Annotated in this window: 17 protein-coding genes; 9 read left to right on the top strand and 8 right to left on the bottom strand. The window is 63.8% G+C overall.

Annotated features, from left to right (window positions below; genetic code table 11):
* Window positions 1–54 precede the first annotated feature (54 nt).
* The 4 genes from flgF to flgH are packed head-to-tail and all read left to right on the top strand — an operon-like array spanning window position 55 to window position 3542.
* Window positions 55–816, top strand: a complete 762-nt coding sequence (gene flgF, locus IVB13_RS30750; protein ID WP_085349414.1) for a flagellar basal-body rod protein FlgF — start codon at window positions 55–57, stop codon at window positions 814–816.
* 16 nt (window positions 817–832) lie between these two features.
* Window positions 833–1621: a flagellar basal-body rod protein FlgG gene (gene flgG, locus IVB13_RS30745; RefSeq protein ID WP_007602131.1), complete on the top strand. Its 789-nt coding sequence runs from the start codon at window positions 833–835 to the stop codon at window positions 1619–1621.
* Window positions 1622–1631: 10 nt separating this feature from the next.
* Window positions 1632–2771 (top strand): flagellar basal body P-ring formation chaperone FlgA, encoded by a 1140-nt coding sequence (gene flgA, locus IVB13_RS30740; RefSeq protein ID WP_247491138.1) that lies wholly within the window; start codon window positions 1632–1634, stop codon window positions 2769–2771.
* A 3-nt stretch (window positions 2772–2774) separates the two neighbouring features.
* Window positions 2775–3542 carry a flagellar basal body L-ring protein FlgH gene (gene flgH / locus IVB13_RS30735; protein ID WP_247491136.1) on the top strand — a complete coding sequence of 256 codons (768 nt, stop codon included), beginning with the start codon at window positions 2775–2777 and terminating at the stop codon, window positions 3540–3542.
* 292 nt (window positions 3543–3834) lie between these two features.
* On the opposite strand, the gene IVB13_RS30730 is transcribed toward flgH, so the two are convergent.
* The 3 genes from IVB13_RS30730 to IVB13_RS30720 all read right to left on the bottom strand — a co-directional run bounded on the left by IVB13_RS30730 (window position 3835) and on the right by IVB13_RS30720 (window position 6326).
* Entirely contained in the window at window positions 3835–4614 is a 780-nt protein-coding gene (locus IVB13_RS30730; RefSeq protein WP_018456425.1) for a fumarylacetoacetate hydrolase family protein, read from the bottom strand.
* Between the two features lie 519 nt (window positions 4615–5133).
* The gene (gene dksA, locus IVB13_RS30725) at window positions 5134–5499 is read right to left on the bottom strand and encodes an RNA polymerase-binding protein DksA (protein WP_018456426.1); all 366 of its coding nucleotides are present in this window, start codon (window positions 5497–5499) and stop codon (window positions 5134–5136) included.
* A gap of 215 nt (window positions 5500–5714) precedes the next feature.
* A complete protein-coding gene (locus tag IVB13_RS30720; RefSeq protein ID WP_247491134.1) occupies window positions 5715–6326 on the bottom strand; it encodes an NAD(P)-dependent oxidoreductase in 612 nt (203 codons plus the stop codon).
* A 147-nt stretch (window positions 6327–6473) separates the two neighbouring features.
* Here IVB13_RS30720 and IVB13_RS30715 point away from each other — a divergent pair, with 147 nt between their 5' ends.
* A complete protein-coding gene (locus IVB13_RS30715) occupies window positions 6474–6845 on the top strand; it encodes a helix-turn-helix domain-containing protein (RefSeq protein ID WP_026233175.1) in 372 nt (123 codons plus the stop codon).
* Between the two features lie 5 nt (window positions 6846–6850).
* Here IVB13_RS30715 and IVB13_RS30710 read toward each other — a convergent pair whose 3' ends face one another.
* Entirely contained in the window at window positions 6851–7264 is a 414-nt protein-coding gene (locus IVB13_RS30710) for a flagellar assembly protein FliX (protein WP_247491132.1), read from the bottom strand.
* Window positions 7265–7534: 270 nt separating this feature from the next.
* On the opposite strand from IVB13_RS30710, the gene IVB13_RS30705 reads away from it, so the two are divergent.
* The 4 genes from IVB13_RS30705 (at window position 7535) to IVB13_RS30690 (ending at window position 10052) form a co-directional block, all read left to right on the top strand.
* On the top strand, window positions 7535–8659 hold the full coding sequence (locus IVB13_RS30705) for a flagellar basal body P-ring protein FlgI (protein WP_026233176.1): 1125 nt from the start codon (window positions 7535–7537) through the stop codon (window positions 8657–8659).
* Window positions 8659–9024, top strand: a complete 366-nt coding sequence (flgJ, locus tag IVB13_RS30700) for a flagellar assembly peptidoglycan hydrolase FlgJ (RefSeq protein ID WP_247361805.1) — start codon at window positions 8659–8661, stop codon at window positions 9022–9024. The genes IVB13_RS30705 and flgJ overlap by 1 nt, the downstream gene beginning before the upstream one ends.
* A gap of 11 nt (window positions 9025–9035) precedes the next feature.
* Entirely contained in the window at window positions 9036–9533 is a 498-nt protein-coding gene (locus IVB13_RS30695; RefSeq protein WP_247440444.1) for a hypothetical protein, read from the top strand.
* Between the two features lie 159 nt (window positions 9534–9692).
* Entirely contained in the window at window positions 9693–10052 is a 360-nt protein-coding gene (locus tag IVB13_RS30690) for a hypothetical protein (protein ID WP_247491130.1), read from the top strand.
* A 138-nt stretch (window positions 10053–10190) separates the two neighbouring features.
* Here the strand turns inward: IVB13_RS30690 and flaF are convergent, their stop codons facing one another.
* The 4 genes from flaF to IVB13_RS30670 all read right to left on the bottom strand — a co-directional run bounded on the left by flaF (window position 10191) and on the right by IVB13_RS30670 (window position 18160).
* Window positions 10191–10559 carry a flagellar biosynthesis regulator FlaF gene (flaF, locus tag IVB13_RS30685; protein ID WP_247392619.1) on the bottom strand — a complete coding sequence of 123 codons (369 nt, stop codon included), beginning with the start codon at window positions 10557–10559 and terminating at the stop codon, window positions 10191–10193.
* Between the two features lie 285 nt (window positions 10560–10844).
* Window positions 10845–13127, bottom strand: coding sequence for a DUF1522 domain-containing protein (locus tag IVB13_RS30680; RefSeq protein ID WP_247483140.1), 2283 nt, complete (start codon window positions 13125–13127; stop codon window positions 10845–10847).
* Window positions 13128–13352: 225 nt separating this feature from the next.
* A complete protein-coding gene (locus tag IVB13_RS30675) occupies window positions 13353–15596 on the bottom strand; it encodes a DUF1522 domain-containing protein (RefSeq protein ID WP_247483141.1) in 2244 nt (747 codons plus the stop codon).
* 320 nt (window positions 15597–15916) lie between these two features.
* Entirely contained in the window at window positions 15917–18160 is a 2244-nt protein-coding gene (locus IVB13_RS30670; RefSeq protein WP_247491127.1) for a DUF1522 domain-containing protein, read from the bottom strand.
* Window positions 18161–18372: the final 212 nt, after the last annotated feature.

Here is an 18372-nt window from a genome sequence, read left to right as displayed (position 1 = left end):
GGCCAATGCGCTTGGGAGAGCGAGCTGGCAGATCTCACTCAGGGGAGATTTCCGATGCAGAACGCGCTTCTGATCGGCTTGTCACGACAGATGACGTTGGAACGGCAGATGGATGTCATCGCCAACAACGTCGCCAACGCCAACACCAACGGCTTCAAGGCCGATCATTCGCTGTTCGAGGAGTACCTCAACTCGAACGCGCGTGAGGACAATTTCGTCGGCTCCGACCGCCGGGTCTCCTATGTGCAGGACCGCGGCACCTTCCGCGACGTTGGCCAGGGGCCGATGGAGCCGACCAAGAATCCGCTCGACATGGCGATCAGCGGCAACGCCTATTTCGCGGTTCAGGCCAATGGCGCCGAGCGCTACACCCGCGACGGAAAATTCTCGCTCAACAGCACCGGCCAGCTCGTCACCTCCGACGGCAACCTCGTGCTGGGCACCAGCGGCCCGATCACCTTCCAGCCGACCGACCACGACATCAACGTCGCGCCGGACGGCACCGTCACGGTGCTCGAGGGCACGGCCAAAAACGATTCGATCCGCGGCAAGATCCGCATGGCCTCGTTCGACGATCCGGCCAAGCTGACCAAGCTGGGCGCCAACCTTTATGACATCGGCTCCGCGGTCCCGCAGGCCGACACCAAGTCGACCGTGCAGCAGGGCTATGTCGAGAAGTCGAATGTGAACTCGGTCGGTGAGATGAGCCGCATGGTCGAAGTCATGCGCAGCTACACCGCCATCGCCAACCTGCTCCAGCAGCAGAGTGACATGCACAAGTCGGCGATCGAGAAGCTCGCCGACGTTCCGGCGTGATTGAGGGAGAACTGACATGCAGGCGCTTCACACCGCAGCAACCGGAATGGCGGCACAGGAACTCAACGTTCAGGTGATCTCCAACAACATCGCCAACCTGCGCACCACCGGCTTCAAGAAGCAGACCGCGGCGTTCCAGGATCTGATTTACGAACACGTCCGCCGGGTCGGCGCCCAGTCGTCCGACCAGGGCACCATCCTGCCGGTCGGCGTCGACATCGGCGGCGGCGTCAAGACCGTCGGCACGCCGCGCAGCATGACCCAGGGCACGCTGTCGCAGACCGGCAACGACCTCGACATGGCCATCACGGGCGAAGGTTTCTTCAAGATCCTGATGCCCGACGGCAGCTACCAGTACACCCGCGACGGCACCTTCCAGATGGACAATCAGGGGCGCATCGTCACGGCGCAGGGCAACCCGGTGCAACCGACGATTACGATCCCGAACAACGCCTCGGGCCTCACCATCAACGTGCAGGGCCAGGTCTCGGTGACGCTGCCGGGTTCGTCGACCTCGGCCGTCCAGGGCCAGATCGGCCTGACCCGTTTCATCAACAAAGCGGGCCTCCAGCCGGTCGGCAACAATCAGTTCACCGAGACGCCCTCCTCCGGCCCGCCGCAGGACGGTACCGCGAGCTCCGAGGGTTTCGGCAACATCACCCAGAGCAGCCTCGAGCAGGCCAATGTCGACGTCGTCTCGGAGATGAGCGACCTGATCGCCGCCCAGCGCGCCTACGAGATGAACGCCAAGGTGATCAGCGCCGCCGACCAGATGATGCAGTCGACCACGGCGTTGTTCCGCTGAGGTGATGACGATGATCCGCTCCACCCTCGCCACGATCTCCGCTCTCCTCGTGCTGGCGCTGCCCGCACGGGCCGCCGACGACTTCATCGCGACGCCGACGCTGCGCGCGAGCATCACCGTGACCTCGGACGTGGTGCGGGTCGGCGATCTCATCGACAATGCCGGCTCGGCCGCGCTGATCCCGGTCTACCGCTCGCCCGATCTCGGCACCACCGGTGCGCTGCCGGTCGCCCACGTGCTGGCGGTGTTGCGCGCAAAGCAGGTGATCGGCGTGATGACCGGCGACATCAAGGAGGTCCAGGTCACCCGTCTCGCCCGCACGCTCGTGAACAAGGACCTCGAGACCGCGGTCGCCTCGGCGCTCGAGCGCCGCTTTGGACTTGGCGATGCCGCCAACATCACCGTCACGTTCGACCGCGGCATTGCCGAGATGCGGTTGGATGCCTCCAACACCGGCGTGCTGCAGCCGGTGGCAACCCGCTACGACGCCCGCAGCGGCCGTTTCGACATCGCCTTCGAGATCAACAACGACAACAATCCGGCACCGACCAAGCTGCGTTTCACTGGCACCGCGATCGAAACGGTGGAAGTGGCCGTGCTGACGCGCGACATCGACCGCGTCGATCTCCTGAAGGCGTCCGATGTCGCCATGGAGCGGCGGCCGAAGGCCGAGGTCACCGGTGAGGCCGCCTCGCGCGATCGCACGCTCGGCATGCAGCTCCGCCGGCCGATGCGGGCGGGGACGCCGATCCGCGTCGCCGACATCGTCAAGCCCGACTTCGTGCAGCGCGACCAGAACGTCACCGTCATCTACCAGGTTCCCGGAATCTATCTCACCACGCGCGGCAAGGCGATCGAGAGCGGCGCCGAGGGCGATACCATCAGCGTGCTCAACCTGCAGACCAAGCGCACGCTGAGCGGCGTCGTCACCGGCCGCGGCCAGGTGACGGTCCAGGGCGCCAGCCAGGCCGCGCCGATGCTGGCCGCGGTCGAACAGACCTCCTCGCTCAAGCGCGACGAGGCGCCCGCCCCCGTCGATACCGCAGCCCTCGTCCGGAACCTGGTCCAAGCCCCGGCATCCCCGGCCCAGATCGCACAAGCCCAGATCCCGCAAGTTCGCGTCTCGCAAGCTCCAGCCAAGTCAGAGTAAGTCATGTCCACGTTCAGTTCGGCTTTTCGTCCCCGTCGCATCGCGATCTCTGCCCTGCTGCTGGCGACGTGCGCGCTGGCAAGCGGCTGCTCCTCGATCGACCGTCTGTCGCAGATCGGCGAGCAGCCGAAATTGTCGGCGATCGACAATCCGACGACGCAGCCCGGTTACAAGCCGGTGCAGATGCCGATGCCGAAGCCCGAGGTCGCCTCCTACAATCCGAACTCGCTGTGGCGCAGCGGCAGCCGGGCCTTCTTCAAGGACCAGCGTGCCCATCAGGTCGGCGACATCCTGACGGTGGCCGTGAACATCACCGACAAGGCCAATATCGAAAACGACACCCAGCGCAGCCGCACCAACAAGGAAGATTCCGGGATCACCGACTTCATCGGCGCCAAGACATTGGGGACCCAAGCGCAGAAGGTGTTGCCCGGCCGCATCCTCACCGCCGACTCGACTGCGTCCAGCGAGGGCAAAGGAAGCGTGGACCGCAAGGAAGCGTTGCAGACCAACGTCGCGGCGGTCGTCACCCAGGTCCTGCCGAACGGCAACCTCGTGGTCGAGGGCAAGCAGGAGATCCGCGTCAACTACGAAATCCGCGAGCTCATCGTCGCCGGCATCGTCCGTCCCGAAGACATCCAGAGCGACAACACCATCGATTCCACCAAGATCGCGCAGGCCCGCATCGCCTACGGCGGCCGCGGCCAGATCATGGACGTGCAGCAACCGCGCTACGGCCAGCAAGTCATGGACGTGCTGCTGCCCTTCTAGCTTCTCCCGAGCTCCCACATCGTGTTCGCGAACCTAGGCGCGGACGACGATGTACGACGCGGCCCTCGCTAGCTCCCCTGGCGAGGGCCGCATGTATTTTGGCGATGGCTGCATACAGCGCTCAGCGACGCGCGATTGTAGCGACGCCGCTATCCCCTCTCCGCCCCCTCGACTGTCATCACCCGCGAAGGCGGGCGATCCAGTATTTCGAGACGTCAGCGATGAACCGAGAAGCCGCGGCGTACTGGATTCCCCGCCTTCGCGGGGAATGACGACGCGGTGCCCGCAGAGCCTACGTAAACTCCGCCTCCACCACGCCCAGCCCGTCCAGCTCCATCCGCACCTTGTCGCCGGCCTTCAGCCACAGCGTCTTGACCAGACTCCCCGTCAGGACGAGCTGTCCCGCGTGAAGACCCTTGCCCTCGGCGGCGAGATGGTTGGCGAGCCAGGCCAGTGCGTTGTGGGGATGGCCGAGCACGTCGGCGCCGGTGCCGTGGCTGACCTCTTCGCCGTTGACGATAGCGCGGCCTTTGACGGCCTTCAGGTCCGGCACCGACGAGCGCGGCACGATCTCGCCCAACACGCAGCCGGCGGCGAAGAAATCGTCGGCGATCAACGTCGGCGCGCCCATCGTTTCCCACTTCACATAGCGGTCGTCGACGATCTCGATCGCGGGATGATAGGCCTCGACGGCTTCGCCGACCCATTCGGCCGTGAACGGCGCCTCGCCGGCGGCGAGATTGCGCTTCAGCCGCACCGCGATCTCGCATTCGACGCCGACGCGGACATAGTCGGCAGCCGCGAGCTGCACGCCGCTGTCGTGCACGCCTTTCTGGAACACGCCGCCGCCGCATGGGTGTGGAATCCCGATGTAATCCTGCATCACCTGGCTGGTGCAGCCGATCTTGTAACCGACCAGCGGGCCGGCATGCGGCAGCAGCAGATCGTGCAGCGCCCGCTGGACCTGATAGCCCTCGGCTTCATCGGCCGGAGGAACTTCGAGCGCCGCTAGCGGCGCATGGTTGCGGCGCGCCAGCGCGATCGCCTTTGCGGCTGCGAGAATTCTGTCCATCGGCGCCGGCTCCTACACACCACAATCGAGGGCGGCACTTCAGCATCCCCGCCGGGGCGTGACAAGCGCAGGGCGCCGCGCGGCAGCACGTCATGCCAGCCCAGGCTGGATGAGATGCGGACGCTGATCGTCCACATCATGGCAAGCCTCACGGGCGGCGCCGGCGTTTAAGGAAATATTGAGCTGGTCCGGGCTTTATGGGGATGCACGCCTTGTAGCGTCGCAACAGGCCTGATTGCAGCAATGTATGAAGCTGCTGGATCAGCGCCTCAGCATTCGAGTCGATGTCCTTGATGCGACTCGCAAAACCTCTCGCACCTGAAGTGAAGGCTGTTTCTCACCGAACTCACGTGAGTTCGGAGGAGTTGAGTCTAGCCCATTGATCGCGATTCACTTTTCGCGATTGCGCCCGCGCGCCGAAACGCGCGGTTGCAAGCGACAGGCAAAATGCTGATCACGGCGCGAAAAGGCGCACCTTGCGTTCAAAAAACAAAGAGCCGCATCGCTGCGGCTCGGACTCTATTCGTCGCGATAGACCTTCTCGCGTTTCTCGTGGCGCTCCTGCGCCTCCACCGAAAGCGTCGCGATGGGACGGGCCTCGAGCCGCTTTAACGAGATCGGCTCGCCGGTGTCCTCGCAATAGCCGTAGGTGTTGTCCTCGATACGCTGGAGCGCGGCGTCGATCTTGGCGATCAACTTGCGCTGGCGGTCGCGGGCACGGAGTTCGATGGCGCGGTCGGTTTCGGACGATGCCCGATCGGCGAGATCGGGGTGGTTCACATTCTCCTCCTGCAGGGCTTGCAGGGTGAGCTTGGACTCTTTGAGGATCTCATCCTTCCAGGCGAGGAGCTTCAGGCGGAAGTACTCCTTCTGCCTCTCGTTCATGAAAGGCTCTTTTTCGGTCGGTCGGTAGTTTTTCAACTTTTCCAAGGGCGGCCTATCTGTCTAAGCAACGACTCGTACACGGAACGGGGTCCGCTGAGCGGGGCGTTATATAGCGGCCTCCTGTGACAGACAATGTTTCCCTGATCGCCCGACCGGCGCCCCCAAGCCCTTGCACAGGAAGGTTTATCCTGGAGGGCCCGGGAGCGGCCGACGGCCTAGTAGCCGACCGTGAAACGCTGCCTCTCATGGGCCGGCCGCTCGATCTCGTCGGCGAGCGCGATGGCGTAATCCGCGAAGCTGATCCAGCTCTTCCCGTTCGCATCTGCGAGAAGCTGATCCGTCCCAAGCCGGAATTTGCCGGTGCGCTCTCCCTCGATGAACAGGGCCGACGGCGAGATGAAGGTCCAGTTCAGCTCCTTTTCCTGCCGCAGCAGGTCGAGAAAGGCTGAACCCGCCTCCGCCTCAGCCTTGTACTGAGCCGGAAAACCGGGAGTTGTCACCAGCTTGACGCCCGGAGCGACCTCCAGACTGCCGGCCCCGCCGACGACGAGGTAACGGCCGACCTTGGAGTCCTTGGCCGCGCCGATCAGCTTGAGCGCGTCGCTGGCCAGGAAGTGCACGGAACTCACGGCGACGTCGTGCCCGGCCCACAGCTTGGCAAGCGCTGGCTGGTCAAGCACATCCCCCTTGGTCGGCTTGACGTTCGGCAGGACCGAGATCTTCTCCGGGTTGCGGGCGATCGCCGTAACCGCGTGGCCGCGGCGGGACAGTTCCTTGGTGATCTCCGACCCGGCCCGGCCCGAGGCGCCGGCAACTGCGATTTTCATGGAAGGCTCCTTTGCTTCTGTAGTAACCAACGGTGACTAGATATCGCAAAGAGCGCTGGTGTTAAGAGAGCACTTTGTGCTTACCTGATTACGCAGGAGTAACCGGCGGCGGCCGGCAATGAGCGAATGGATCGTGAGGACCCGACGATGAAGCCAGACGTCTATGCAGCGAACTGCCCCACGCGACAGATCCTCGACCGCGTCGGTGACAAATGGGCGGTGCTGATCCTGCTGCTGCTGCGCGAGGATCCGATGCGCTTCAATCAATTGCGCCGCACGATCGAAGGCATTTCGCAGAAGATGCTGAGCCAGGTTCTCAAGTCGCTCGAGCGCGACGGATTGATCAAGCGTCACGCCATCGCAACCGTGCCGGTGACCGTGGAATATTCGATCACGCAGCTCGGCGTGACGCTCGCCGCCGCCGTCGATCCGCTGCGCGATTGGGCCGAACAGAATCTAAAGGACGTGCTCGCCGCCCAGCGCCGCTATGACGCGCAGTTGAAGGATGAAGCGGCGTAAAGACGCTACGCCTGCCCGGACTTGGCGAGCTCGACCTCGACGCGCAGCTCGATCTCGGACAGCACCGAATCCAGGCCGGAATCGCCGGAGGACGATTTAAGGTTCGTCGCAGCGTCACGCAGCCGCATCACGGTCGAGGCATCAAGCTTGCCGGAGAGGAGCCCCATCTTGAGATCGTCGAGCACGTCGAGCGCGGTCTTTCCGCGCACGACCGAGCGCTTGCGACGTTCGACCGGATCCTCCTCGATGCCTTGCAGCGCCAGCAGCCCGTCGATGTTGGCGGCCGCCTTCGGTGCGGCGGCGCCTCGCGTCTCCGGCGCCGACGAGGTGTCGGGTAGCACGAAGGTGCTGGAGCTCGTCCGCCTGGCCTGGCTGGCCGGCGTTCCAAGCGTGGTGCCGTTCGGTCCGTAGATGCGCATCGGAAGCAATCCGGGTGATCGATGCGCCACATTCGCCGTTTTATGGTTAACGGCCCGTAAACAGCCCGGCAAAATCTGCCGACAGGCGGCAGTTTCGCTCCTCAGGGACAACGCAGGCTGAGGTCGCTCGAAACAGATTTATTCAACCTATTCAGCGACCTACCCCCGCTGCCCCGACTTGGCACAGTGCTCGCAAGGACAGCGTCGGACCAGCTCGTCATGGGAGTGTCGTGATGGTCCTTTGATTTGAGGAGCCTCGGGGAGCAGAGGATGCCAAGCGTTCGTTGGGTGAGACTTGTGGGGGTGGCCTGCGCCGCGCTGTCAGCGCTGGCGCTCTCGGTCAATTCTGCAAGCGCGACATCGCGCATCAAGGATCTCGCCAACATCGAAGGCGTGCGGCAGAACCAGCTCATCGGCTACGGGCTCGTCGTCGGCCTCAACGGCACCGGCGATACCCTCAACAACATCCCCTTCACCAAGCAGTCGCTGCAAGCGATGCTCGAGCGCATGGGCGTCAACATCCGCGGCGCCACCATCCGCACCGGCAACGTCGCCGCCGTGATGGTGACAGGCAATCTGCCGGCCTTCGCCACCCAGGGCACGCGCATGGACGTCACTGTCTCCGCGCTCGGCGACGCCAAGAATCTCCAGGGCGGCACCCTGCTCGTCACCCCACTCCTCGGCGCCGACGGCAACGTCTATTCGGTCGCACAGGGCTCGCTCGCGATCTCCGGCTTCCAGGCCGAGGGCGAGGCGGCGAAAATCGTGCGTGGCGTGCCGACCGTCGGACGCATTGTCAACGGTGCCATCATCGAGCGCGAGATCGAATTTGCGCTCAATCGTCTGCCGAACGTCCGGCTTGCGCTGCGCAATGCCGACTTCACCACGGCCAAGCGGATCGCCGCTGCGATCAACGACTATCTCGGCGTCAAGACCGCCGAGCCGATCGACCCATCGACCGTGCAGCTTGCGATCCCGCCGGAGTTCAAGGGTAACGTCGTCGCCTTTCTCACCGAGATCGAGCAGCTCCAGGTCGATCCGGATCTCGCCGCCAAGATCATCATCGACGAACGCAGCGGCATCATCGTGATGGGTCGCGACGTCCGCGTCGCCACGGTTGCGGTCGCACAGGGCAACCTCACCGTCACCATCTCCGAGAGCCCGCAGGTCAGCCAGCCCAACCCGCTGTCACGGGGGCGGACCGTGGTCGCACCACGCAGCAGCGTCAGCGTCACCGAGGACGGCAAGAAGTTCGCCGTCGTCAAGGACGGCGTCTCGCTTCAGCAGCTCGTCGACGGCCTTAACGGTCTCGGCATCGGCCCGCGCGATCTCATCAGCATCCTGCAGGCGATCAAGGCCGCCGGTGCGATCGAAGCCGACATCGAGGTGATGTGATGCAGACCGGCATGGTCAACACCGCACGGCTCGCCAGCTCCGCCTTCTCGGTAGAGAGCCGCAAGGGCCGGCCGGACTTCGATCTCGCCGCGGCATTACAAAAGGTCTCGCCGAAGCAGCAGGCCAAAGCGCAGAAGATCGCCACCGACTTCGAGGCGATGTTCCTCAACAGCATGTTCTCGCAGATGACCTCGGGCCTGAAGGGCGAAGGCCCGTTCGGCGACACCCCTGGCACCGGCGTGTGGCGCTCGATGCTGACCGAGCAATATTCCAAGAACTTCGCCAACGCCGGCGGCGTCGGCATCGCCACCGACGTCTATCGCACCCTGATCATGCAGCAGGCAAAAACGATCCGCACGGCATAAGGTCAAACGAGATGAACCACTTCAACACCTCGCGTCAGCCGGTGCAAGCGCAGCGCCCGAACACCGCTCCCGGCAGCGCCGAGGCGCGCAAGATCGCCGAGCAGTTGATGGATGCGATGAGTGCCCTGCTCGGTCTGATCGAGCGCGAGACCGAGCTCGTGCGCGCCGGCCAAGTCCGCGAGGCGATGACCCTCGAGAGCAAGAAGCAGGAGCTGTCGCGAAACTATGTCGGCGCCGTCACCCAGTTGAAGGCGAACCAGGCCCAGCTCGCCAAATCCGCGCCCGAGCTGCTCTCGACGCTTCATCGGCACCACGATGCATTCCGCGCGATGCTCCAGGTCAACCTCACCGTGCTCGCAACCGCTCACGCCGTCTCGGAGAGCGTCGTGCGCGGCGTCAACGCCGAGATCCAGAAGCGCAACGTGCCGAATACCTATACGGCCGCGGGACGACGCGCCACGCCGGGCCCGCGCCACATCACGCCGCTCGCGGTCAGCCGCTCGCTCTGAGCGCGCGCAACAACAAGCGACAATTTTACGAAAAAGCGCGCGGCAACATCGTCGCGCGGTTAGGCACGTTTCCTTACCGGATGTTCAATCCCGGTGTTCCATGGTTGCGTATTGAGAGGGGTTGGGATTTGACTCACGTGAGGCAACCAGGAGGCTGCCATGAGTACAGATTTCAGCATCAGGCCGGTGGGGATACCGGTTGCCGTGCAGATCGTAACGACGTCGAATACGGCGGCGAACGAGGCCGTGCAAACCGACCTGCCCGTGAGGCAGACAGTGGCCGCTGGCGAGGCGAGCGCGCCTGCACGCAATGATTTGCGAAGCAACGAGAACGTCTCACGCCAAGTCGTGTTCGACCAGGCGGCGGCGTCCTTCGTCTTCCAGGTCGTCAACGACAGGACGGACGCGGTGGTCAACCAGTTCCCCGACGAAGCAATGCTGCGCCGGCGGGCCTATTTCCATGCGCAGGATTTGAAATCCGAGCCCTCGCGTCCGGCCAGCACGGACCGCAGCGCCTGACAATCAGGCCTCGAGCGTCGCAACGGCAACATCGAGATCGCTCGAACCGGTCGCGGGACCGGTGACGACGTTCCTGATCTGCGTCTTGCCGGTATCCGTCAGCATGAATTTGGAGTTGAAGGAACGAGCCGCGCTCGATCACGGACGGCCGGACAGACCAGCGGCGATATTGCGGTTGATCTCGATCAGCGGACGGAAGTGATCGAACTGCGGGCTCATCTGCAGCGCGGCGGTCTGGCTCAGCACGAACACGCTGATGTTGGCGATCCTCTGCCGGACGTCGATCGGCTGCGGATTGTTCTCGCGCATGGCCTCGCTCAGGAAAATCGTCCAGAGCTTGCGATTGAACATCAGGGCCTGCGTGGTCTGCTCGCTGAACGGCTCGGCGCTGTTGATCGCATCCTGAAGCTTGTTCGCGGCCTTTAGCAGGGTCTGCGCTTCGATGTCGCGAGGAGATGCGGTGGTCGTTGCAACACGCGCGTAGGCCGAGGCAGCGGAATTCGACATCAATCACACCCTGGAGGTTACCTAGCCCGTTGAACGCGCTTAAGGATTTCTTTCCCGACCCTAGGCAGCACCGCTTAAGATTTGCTTACGTGAGTGCTTGGAAGGGCTCCGGATAAATACGGGCCCGGAGTCCTTCGTCGTGAAGCTAGATGCGCGGATGCATGCTGTAAACACGCTTCCATGATGCGCATCAATCTCGGCTAATCCTGCCTTACCGATCTCAATCAAAACGGCGGAGCATGAGCCCCGCCGCGATATTCCGATTCAGTATCTTGCGCTGCGAGATTAGCGGAGCAGCTGCAGCACACTCTGTTGCGACTGGTTGGCCAGCGACAGCGCGGACACCGCGATCGACTGGCGGGTCGACAGCGCCTGGCTGTTCGCCGCTTCCTCGTTGGTGTCGGCGAGCGTCAGGTTGGATGAGCCGGTCTGCAGCACGTTGATCAGGTTCTTCGAGAAGTCCTGGCGCACCTGCACGATCGAGAGGTTGGAGCCGAGCGCGGAACCTTCCGAGCGCAGCGTGCTCGAGGCCGCGTTCAGGCTCGTCAGCACCTTGTTGGTTGCGCCGTTGTCGATGAAGTCCGTGCCGGGGACGAGATTGCTGAGGCCGAGCCCCGCTGCGTTGAACACCACGCCATTGATGCCGAGCGTCGAGCTGCCGGTCTCGTTGAAGACCAGCTTCAGCGTGTCGCCGTTCAGCAGGTTGACGCCGTTGAAGGAGGAGTCCTGCGAGGTCGTGTCGATCTGCGCCAGGATGTTGTTGAACTGGCTGACCAGACCGGAGCGCGCCGTCTGTGCGACGGGATCCTGGATCGGGGGCTGTGCGGTGGTGAAGGCGAGCACGCCGGTGAGCGTACCGCCGACCGCGCCGCCCGCGGCCGTCGAACCGAGTGTCGAAGAGGCGTATTCGTTGACGGTGGTGACGGTCAGCACGCCGTTGGCGTCGATCGTCGCCGTCAGATGGTTGGCCTGAAGCTGCACGTTGAGCTGGTCGAGCGTCTTGACCGTGCCGTTGGTGCCGTCACCGAAGGTGACGTTCACCGGCGTGCCGCCGTTGAACGAGCTGAAGGTGAGCGTCTTGCCGCTGACGCCGCCAACGCCGGAGGTGCGCGCCGCGCTGAAGGCGGTCGCCGTTCCGGTGTTGCCGCTGAGACCGAATGCGGCGAGCGCATTGCCGGTGCCGGTGATCGAGAGGTCGGCGTTGATGCCGGTCGAGAGCGCCAGCTGGCCGCTGGTATTCACCGACGACGGGATCTGGCCTGCGGTGGTCGAGAGCGTCGCGGCACCCAGGAAGATGCTGGCGGTCTTCACGCCGGTGGCAAGGTCGATCGAATTGAGCAGGTCAGTCAGCGTCGCGCTCTGCAGATAGACGGTCGAGTTGCCGTTGCCGTCGGTGACGATGTTGCCGCTAACGCCGCCGGAGGTCACGCTCGTGGCCGATTGCGGCGTCTCGGCGTTCTTGAAGGTAATGGTGTGGCCGTCGATGTTCAGCGTCGAGCCATCCTTGACGAGACTGCCGAGCGAACCCGCAGTCGTCTGGCGGTTGGCGCTCACGCTGGCATTGCCTGCGCCGGTCGCCGAGGTCAGTCCGAGCGCCTTCAGGAAGTCGGCCTTGCCAGTCACGCTCAAATCGGAACCGGTCGAGCTCTTCAGCGTAACCGCGCCCGCGGCAATGGACGACGGCGTCTGGGCCGTACCGACTGTCGCGCCGCTCGTCGCGATCGTGGCGGCGCCTGCGCTGATCGTCGCTGTCTTGACCCCGCTGGCAAGGTCCACCGCGCTGAGGAGGTCATTGACCGTAGCCGTGGGAGCGCCAGTCGTTCCCATGTAGATGATCGAATTGCCAGTGCCGTCCGTGGCGATATGGCCGCTCGGGTCGAGGCCCCAGCCGGTCGGCTGCGCCGAAGGTGCAGCACCGGTGCGGAACGTGACCGTCTTACCGTTCACGGTGATCGAGTCGCCGTCTGCCGGCGACGATCCGAACGTGGTCGCGGCGGTCGCCCCGATCAGCGTGTTGGTGCCGGCGAGGTTCGTGGCGTTGTCGGCTGCCTTGGCAACCGCGCCGGTCAGTGTGCCGGCGGTCGATCCGAGCGACGCACCGAGCGAGGCGCCTGACGTTACCGGCGTCACGCCGCCAGGTGCGCCGGTATAAAGCACGTTGCTGTTGGCGGTCGCGCTGGCATAGGAGGTCGTGCCGCGGAGATCGGCGGGCGTCGCACCGGGAATCGTGGTGGAGACGTTCGATTTGGTTGAGTAGCCGACCGTGGTCTGCAGCGCCTGGTTGGCGATTGACTTCGCAGAGTCGATCAGCTTCTGCAGCGAGGTGATGCCGGTGTTGGCGGCCTGGAGCACCTGGACACCGTTGTTGATGCCATCGAGCAGGTTGCTGATGTCGCTCGCCCGGTTATCCAGTCCCTGCGCCGTGAAGAAGTTGGTGGGATTGTCGAGCGCGGTGTTGACCTTCTTGCCGGTCGACAGCCGCTCCTGCGTCGTGGCCAGCAAGTCGGCCGTCGACTGCAGCGACAACAGGTTCTGGCGAACGGACGCCGAGAGAACGATGTTGGACATTGGCAGGTCTTCCTCTTGAACCGGATACGAATCGGCCACGCGGGTCTGGAAGCGGGCTTTTGTCCAGTCTTAGAGCCTGTCCTTTAAAGTATGGTTAACGCCGGTTTAAGGGATACGGTTAATGCGGGGTTAGCGCCCCCTCCCCCGGTTTCACACGGCTTCACGCCAAAAAGAAAGCGGCGGGGCCGAAGCCCCGCCGCTCTATCTTGTTATTTCAGCCACTTATTAGCGGAGCAGCTGGAGCACGCTCTGCTGCGAGGTGTTGGCCAGCGACAGCGCGGAGACCGCGATCGACTGGCGGGTCGACAGCGCCTGGCTGTTGGCCGCCTCGACGTTGGTGTCGGCCAGCGTCAGGTTCGACGAGCCGGTCTGCAGCACGTTGATCAGGTTCTTGTTGAAGTCCTGACGGATCTGCACGACCGAGAGGTTCGAACCGAGCGCCGAGGCTTCCGAACGCAGCGTGCTCGAGGCCGAGTTCAGATTGGTGAGCACCCTGTTGGTCGCGGCGTTGTCGATGAAGTCGAGACCGACGGTCAGCGACGCCAGGCCGAGGCCCTTGGAGTTGTAGGTCACGCCGGTGATGTTGAGGCTCGACTTGCCGGTTTCGTCGAACACCAGCTTGAGCTGGTCGCCGTTGAGCAGGTTGACACCGTTGAACGAGGAGTCGACCGAGGTGGTGTCGATCTGGTTCAGGATGTTGTTGTACTGCGAGACCAGGTTAGCGCGGGTCGACTGGGCCACGACGTCCTGCACCGGAGTGGAGGCCGTCGTGAAGGTCAGCGCGGTCGTCAACGTTCCGCCGATCGCACCGCCAGCTGCCGTCGAGCCAATCGTCGAAGACGCGTAGTCGTTGGACGCGGTGATGGTAAGCTGACCGTTGGCGTCGATGGTCGCAGCCAGGTTATTGGCTTGGAGCTGCGAGTTGAGCTGATCGAGTGTCTTGACCGTGCCGTTGGTGCCGTCGCCGAAGGTGACGTTGACCGCCGTGCCGCCGTTGAAGGCAGTGAAGGTCAGGGTTTTGCCAGCGAGGCCGCCGATTCCGGAGGTGCGGGCCGCGGTGAACGCCGAGGCCGTTCCGGTGTTGCCGGCCAGACCAAACACCGACAGGGCATTGCCGGTACCGGTGATCGAGAGGTCGGCATTGACGCCAGTCGAGATCTTGAGCTGGCCGGAGGTGTTGATCGACGAAGCCGTCTGGCCGGCGGCCGTCGCGAGCGTGCCGCTACCGCTGCCGTTGAGCGTGAAGGTCTGCACGCCCGTGGCGAAGTCGATGGCCTTCAGCACGTCGGCAATCGTACCGCTCTGCAGATAGACGGTCGAGTTGCCATTGCCGTCGGTGACAACGTTGCCGGACACGCCCTGGGTGGCGGCCAGCGAAGCAGCGGACGGTGTCGGCGCGTCCTTGAAGGTGATGACATGGCCATCGACGTTCAGCGTCGAACCCGACGAGACGAGCGAGGACACCGTCGTCGAGCTCGTGGTGCGGGAAGCCGTGGTCGTGACGCTGCCGGCACCGGTGGCGGAGGTCAGGCCAAGAGCCTTCAGGATGTCGGCCTTTCCGGTCAGGGTCAGGTCGGAACCAGTCGTGCTCTTCAACACGAGCGCGCCGCTGCCGTTGACCGACGAGGGAGTCTGGCCCGCATTGCCGGTGAGGGTACCGGCAACGTTGCTCTGCACGCCGCTCGCCAAATCGACCGCCGTCAGCACGTCGCCGATCGAGGCCTTCGTCGTGGAGCCGAGATAGATCGACACGTTGCCGCTGGCATCTGTGTAGACGTTGCCGGTCGTGACGCCGGCAGAGGCGGCAACCTGAGTGAGACCGGTAGGCACCGTTGTAGGCTGATCGCCCGCAACGAATGTGACGGTCTTGCCATTGACGGTGAGCGTGTCACCTGCCGCAACGCCAGCGTTGGCATCGCCCGCGGCCGCGCCATTCAAAAGCTTGGCAGCAGTCGTCGCAGCGTTGATGACCGTTCCGGTATCGGTCCCTGGAATGCCGCCCAGCGTGGCGCCGGACGTCGCGGCGGTCACACCACCCGCAGCACCGCTGTACAGCACGTTGCTGTTCGCGACTGCGCTGGCGAAGCTCGTGGTGCCGCGCAGATCAGATGACGTCGCACCGGCGATCGTGGTCGAGACGCTCGACTTGGAGGAATAGCCGACGGTGGTCTGCAGCGCCTGGTTGGCGATCGACTTGGCGCTGTCGATCAGCTTCTGCAGCGAGGTCAGGCCGGTGTTGGCAGCCTGCAGCACCTGCACGCCGTTCGCGATACCGTCGAGCAGATTGTTGATGTCGCTGGCGCGGTTGTCGAGCGACTGCGCGGTGAAGAAGTTGGTGGGATTGTCCAGGGCCGAGTTGACGCTCTTGCCGGTCGACAGACGGTTCTGTGTGGTGGCGAGGAGGTCGGCGGTGGACTGGAGAGACAGCAGGTTCTGGCGAACCGACGCAGAGAGAACAATACCGGACATAACTCTTACCCTTCTGGTTTACGCGTCTTCGTTCGATCGCTTCGGATCGAGTGACGCGCACAGCCTGCGCGGACATGGCTAACAAAGGGTGAAACGGGTGTGGTCTGCATAAGCGCAGGCTCACCATAAACCGAATGGAGGCGTTGGCGCGCCCTGAAATCCGACTGAATCTACTGGCGATTTTTCGTGCTTACGCTCCATTAACCATAACCGCGGGTTACTTTTCCGAACTTCATCAGGGCCCCTAGAACGCTCGCAAAAAAGAAAGCGGCGGAGCCGAAGCCCCGCCGCCCTGTTCTGCTTGCGATGTTGTCCGCTTATTAGCGGAGCAGCTGCAGCACGCTCTGCTGCGACTGGTTGGCCAGCGACAGCGCGGAGACCGCGATCGACTGGCGGGTCGACAGCGCCTGGCTGTTGGCCGCTTCGACGTTGGTGTCGGCCAAGGTCAGGTTGGACGAGCCGGTCTGCAGCACGTTGATCAGGTTCTTGTTGAAGTCCTGACGCACCTGCACGATGGTCAGGTTCGAACCGAGCGCCGAGGCCTCCGAGCGCAGCGTGCTGGACGCCGAGTTCAAATTGGTCAGCACCTTGTTGGTCGCGGAGTTGTCGATGAAGTCGACGCCGCTGGTCAACGCCGCGAGGCCGAGACCCTTGGAGTTGTAGGTCACGCCGGTGATGTTGAGGCTCGACTTGCCGGTCTCGTCGAACACCAGCTTGAGCTGGTCGCCGTTGAGCAGGTTGACGCCGTTGAACGAGGAGTCCTGCGAGGTCGAGTCGATCTGGTTCAGGATGTTGTTGTACTGGTTGACCAGGTTCGAACGGGCGGTCTGGGCAACCGCGTCTGCCGTAGGCGCGGAAGCGGTCGAGAACGTCAACGCAGTGGTCAGCGTTCCGCCGATTGCACCACCGGCAGCCGACGACCCAAGCGTCGAGGACGCATAGTCGTTGGTCGCCGTGATCGTGAGCAGGCCGTTGGCGTCGATCGTCGCAGACAGGTTGTTGGCCTGGAGCTGCGTGTTGAGCTGATCGAGCGTCTTGACCGTGCCGTTGGTGCCGTCGCCGAAGGTGACATTGACCGCCGTGCCGCCGTTGAACGAGCTGAAGGTCAGGGTCTTGCCGTTGATGCCGCCGGTGCCGGAAGTACGGGCCGCCGTGAACGCCGAGGACGTGCCGGTGTTGCCGGCGAGGCCCAGGGACTGCAGTGCATTGCCGGTGCCGGTGATCGACAGGTCGGCGTTGACGCCGGTCGAGATCTTGAGCTGGCCGGAGGCGTTGATCGACGAGTTGGTCTGGCCCGTTGCCGTTGCAAGCGCACCACCGCCACTGCCGTTCAGCGTGAAGGTCTGCACGCCCGTGGCAAAGTCGACAGCCTTCAGCACGTCGGCAATCGTCGCACTCTGCAGATAGACCGTCGAGTTGCCGCTGCCGTCGGTGACGACGTTGCCGGACACGCCCTGCGTCGAGGGAAGCGAAGCCGCAGCCGGCGTCGGCGCATCCTTGAACGTGATGACATGGCCATCGACGTTCAGGGTCGAACCCGACGAAACGAATGACGACAAGGTCGCCGAGCTCGTAGTGCGGGTCGCCGTGGCCGTGACGTTGCCTGCGCCGGTCGCCGAGGTCAGGCCAAGGGCCTTCAGAATGTCGGCCTTGCCGGTCACGCTCAGATCAGAACCTGTCGTGCTCTTCAAGAGAAGCGCACCGCTGCCGTTCACGGATGATGCGGTCTGGCCTGCGTTGAGCGTCAAAGTGCCGGCAACGTTGCTCTGCACCCCGCTCGCCAGATCGACGGCCGTCAACACGTCGCCGATCGAGGCCTTCGTGGTGGAGCCGAGATAGACCGACACATTGCCGCTGGCATCCGTGTAGACGTTGCCGGTCGTGACGCCGGCAGAGGCGGCAACCTGAGTGAGACCCGTCGGCACCGTGGCCGGCTGGTCGCCGGCAACAAACGTGACGGTCTTGCCGTTGACGGTGAGCGTGTCACCTGCCGCAACGCCAGCGTTGGCATCGCCAGCAGCCGCACCGTTCAGAAGCTTGGCACCAGTCGTCGCCGCATTGATGACGGTGCCAGTATCGGTGCCGACAACGCCGCCCAGCGTGATGCCCGAACCAGCAGCGTGCGTACCGCCAGCTGTACCGTCGTACAATACGCTGCTCAGCGCGCTCGCGCTCGTGAAGCTGGTGGTACCACGCAGGTCCGAAGCCGTCGCGCCCGAGATCGTGGTCGAGACGTTGGACTTGGAGGAATAACCGACGGTGGTCTGCAGCGCTTGGTTGGCGATCGACTTCGCGCTGTCGATCAGCTTCTGCAGCGAGGTGATGCCGGTGTTGGCGGCCTGCAGCACCTGCACGCCGTTGGCAATGCCATCGAGCAGGTTGTTGATGTCGCTGGCGCGGTTGTCGAGCGACTGTGCGGTGAAGAAGTTGGTCGGATTGTCCAGGGCCGAGTTGACGCTCTTGCCGGTCGACAGACGGTTCTGCGTGGTGGCGAGGAGATCAGCGGTGGACTGGAGGGAGAGCAGGTTCTGACGAACCGATGAGGAGAGGACGATACCGGACATGACTCTGTTACCTTTCTGGTAAACGACGCTACTGTTACGCGTCTGCTTGGATCGAGATTGACCCAGCGACCGGCGGACCGTGGGGCGGAGTCCTCTAACGAAACATGAAATGAAATCGGCACTTTTGCTGAGTCGGCGCGCGATTCGGCCGATAAGCAGGCCCGTGACGCCGCTCCGCCTGTTAATTTCCGCGTTGATATGATTGATCTTTT

The sequence above is a fragment of the Bradyrhizobium sp. 17 genome (genome assembly GCF_023073515.1).
Classification (GTDB): Bacteria; Pseudomonadota; Alphaproteobacteria; order Rhizobiales; family Xanthobacteraceae; genus Bradyrhizobium; species Bradyrhizobium canariense_D.
The sequence above is the reverse complement of the archived record's forward strand: the minus strand, read 5'-3'. Positions and strand labels throughout refer to the sequence as shown.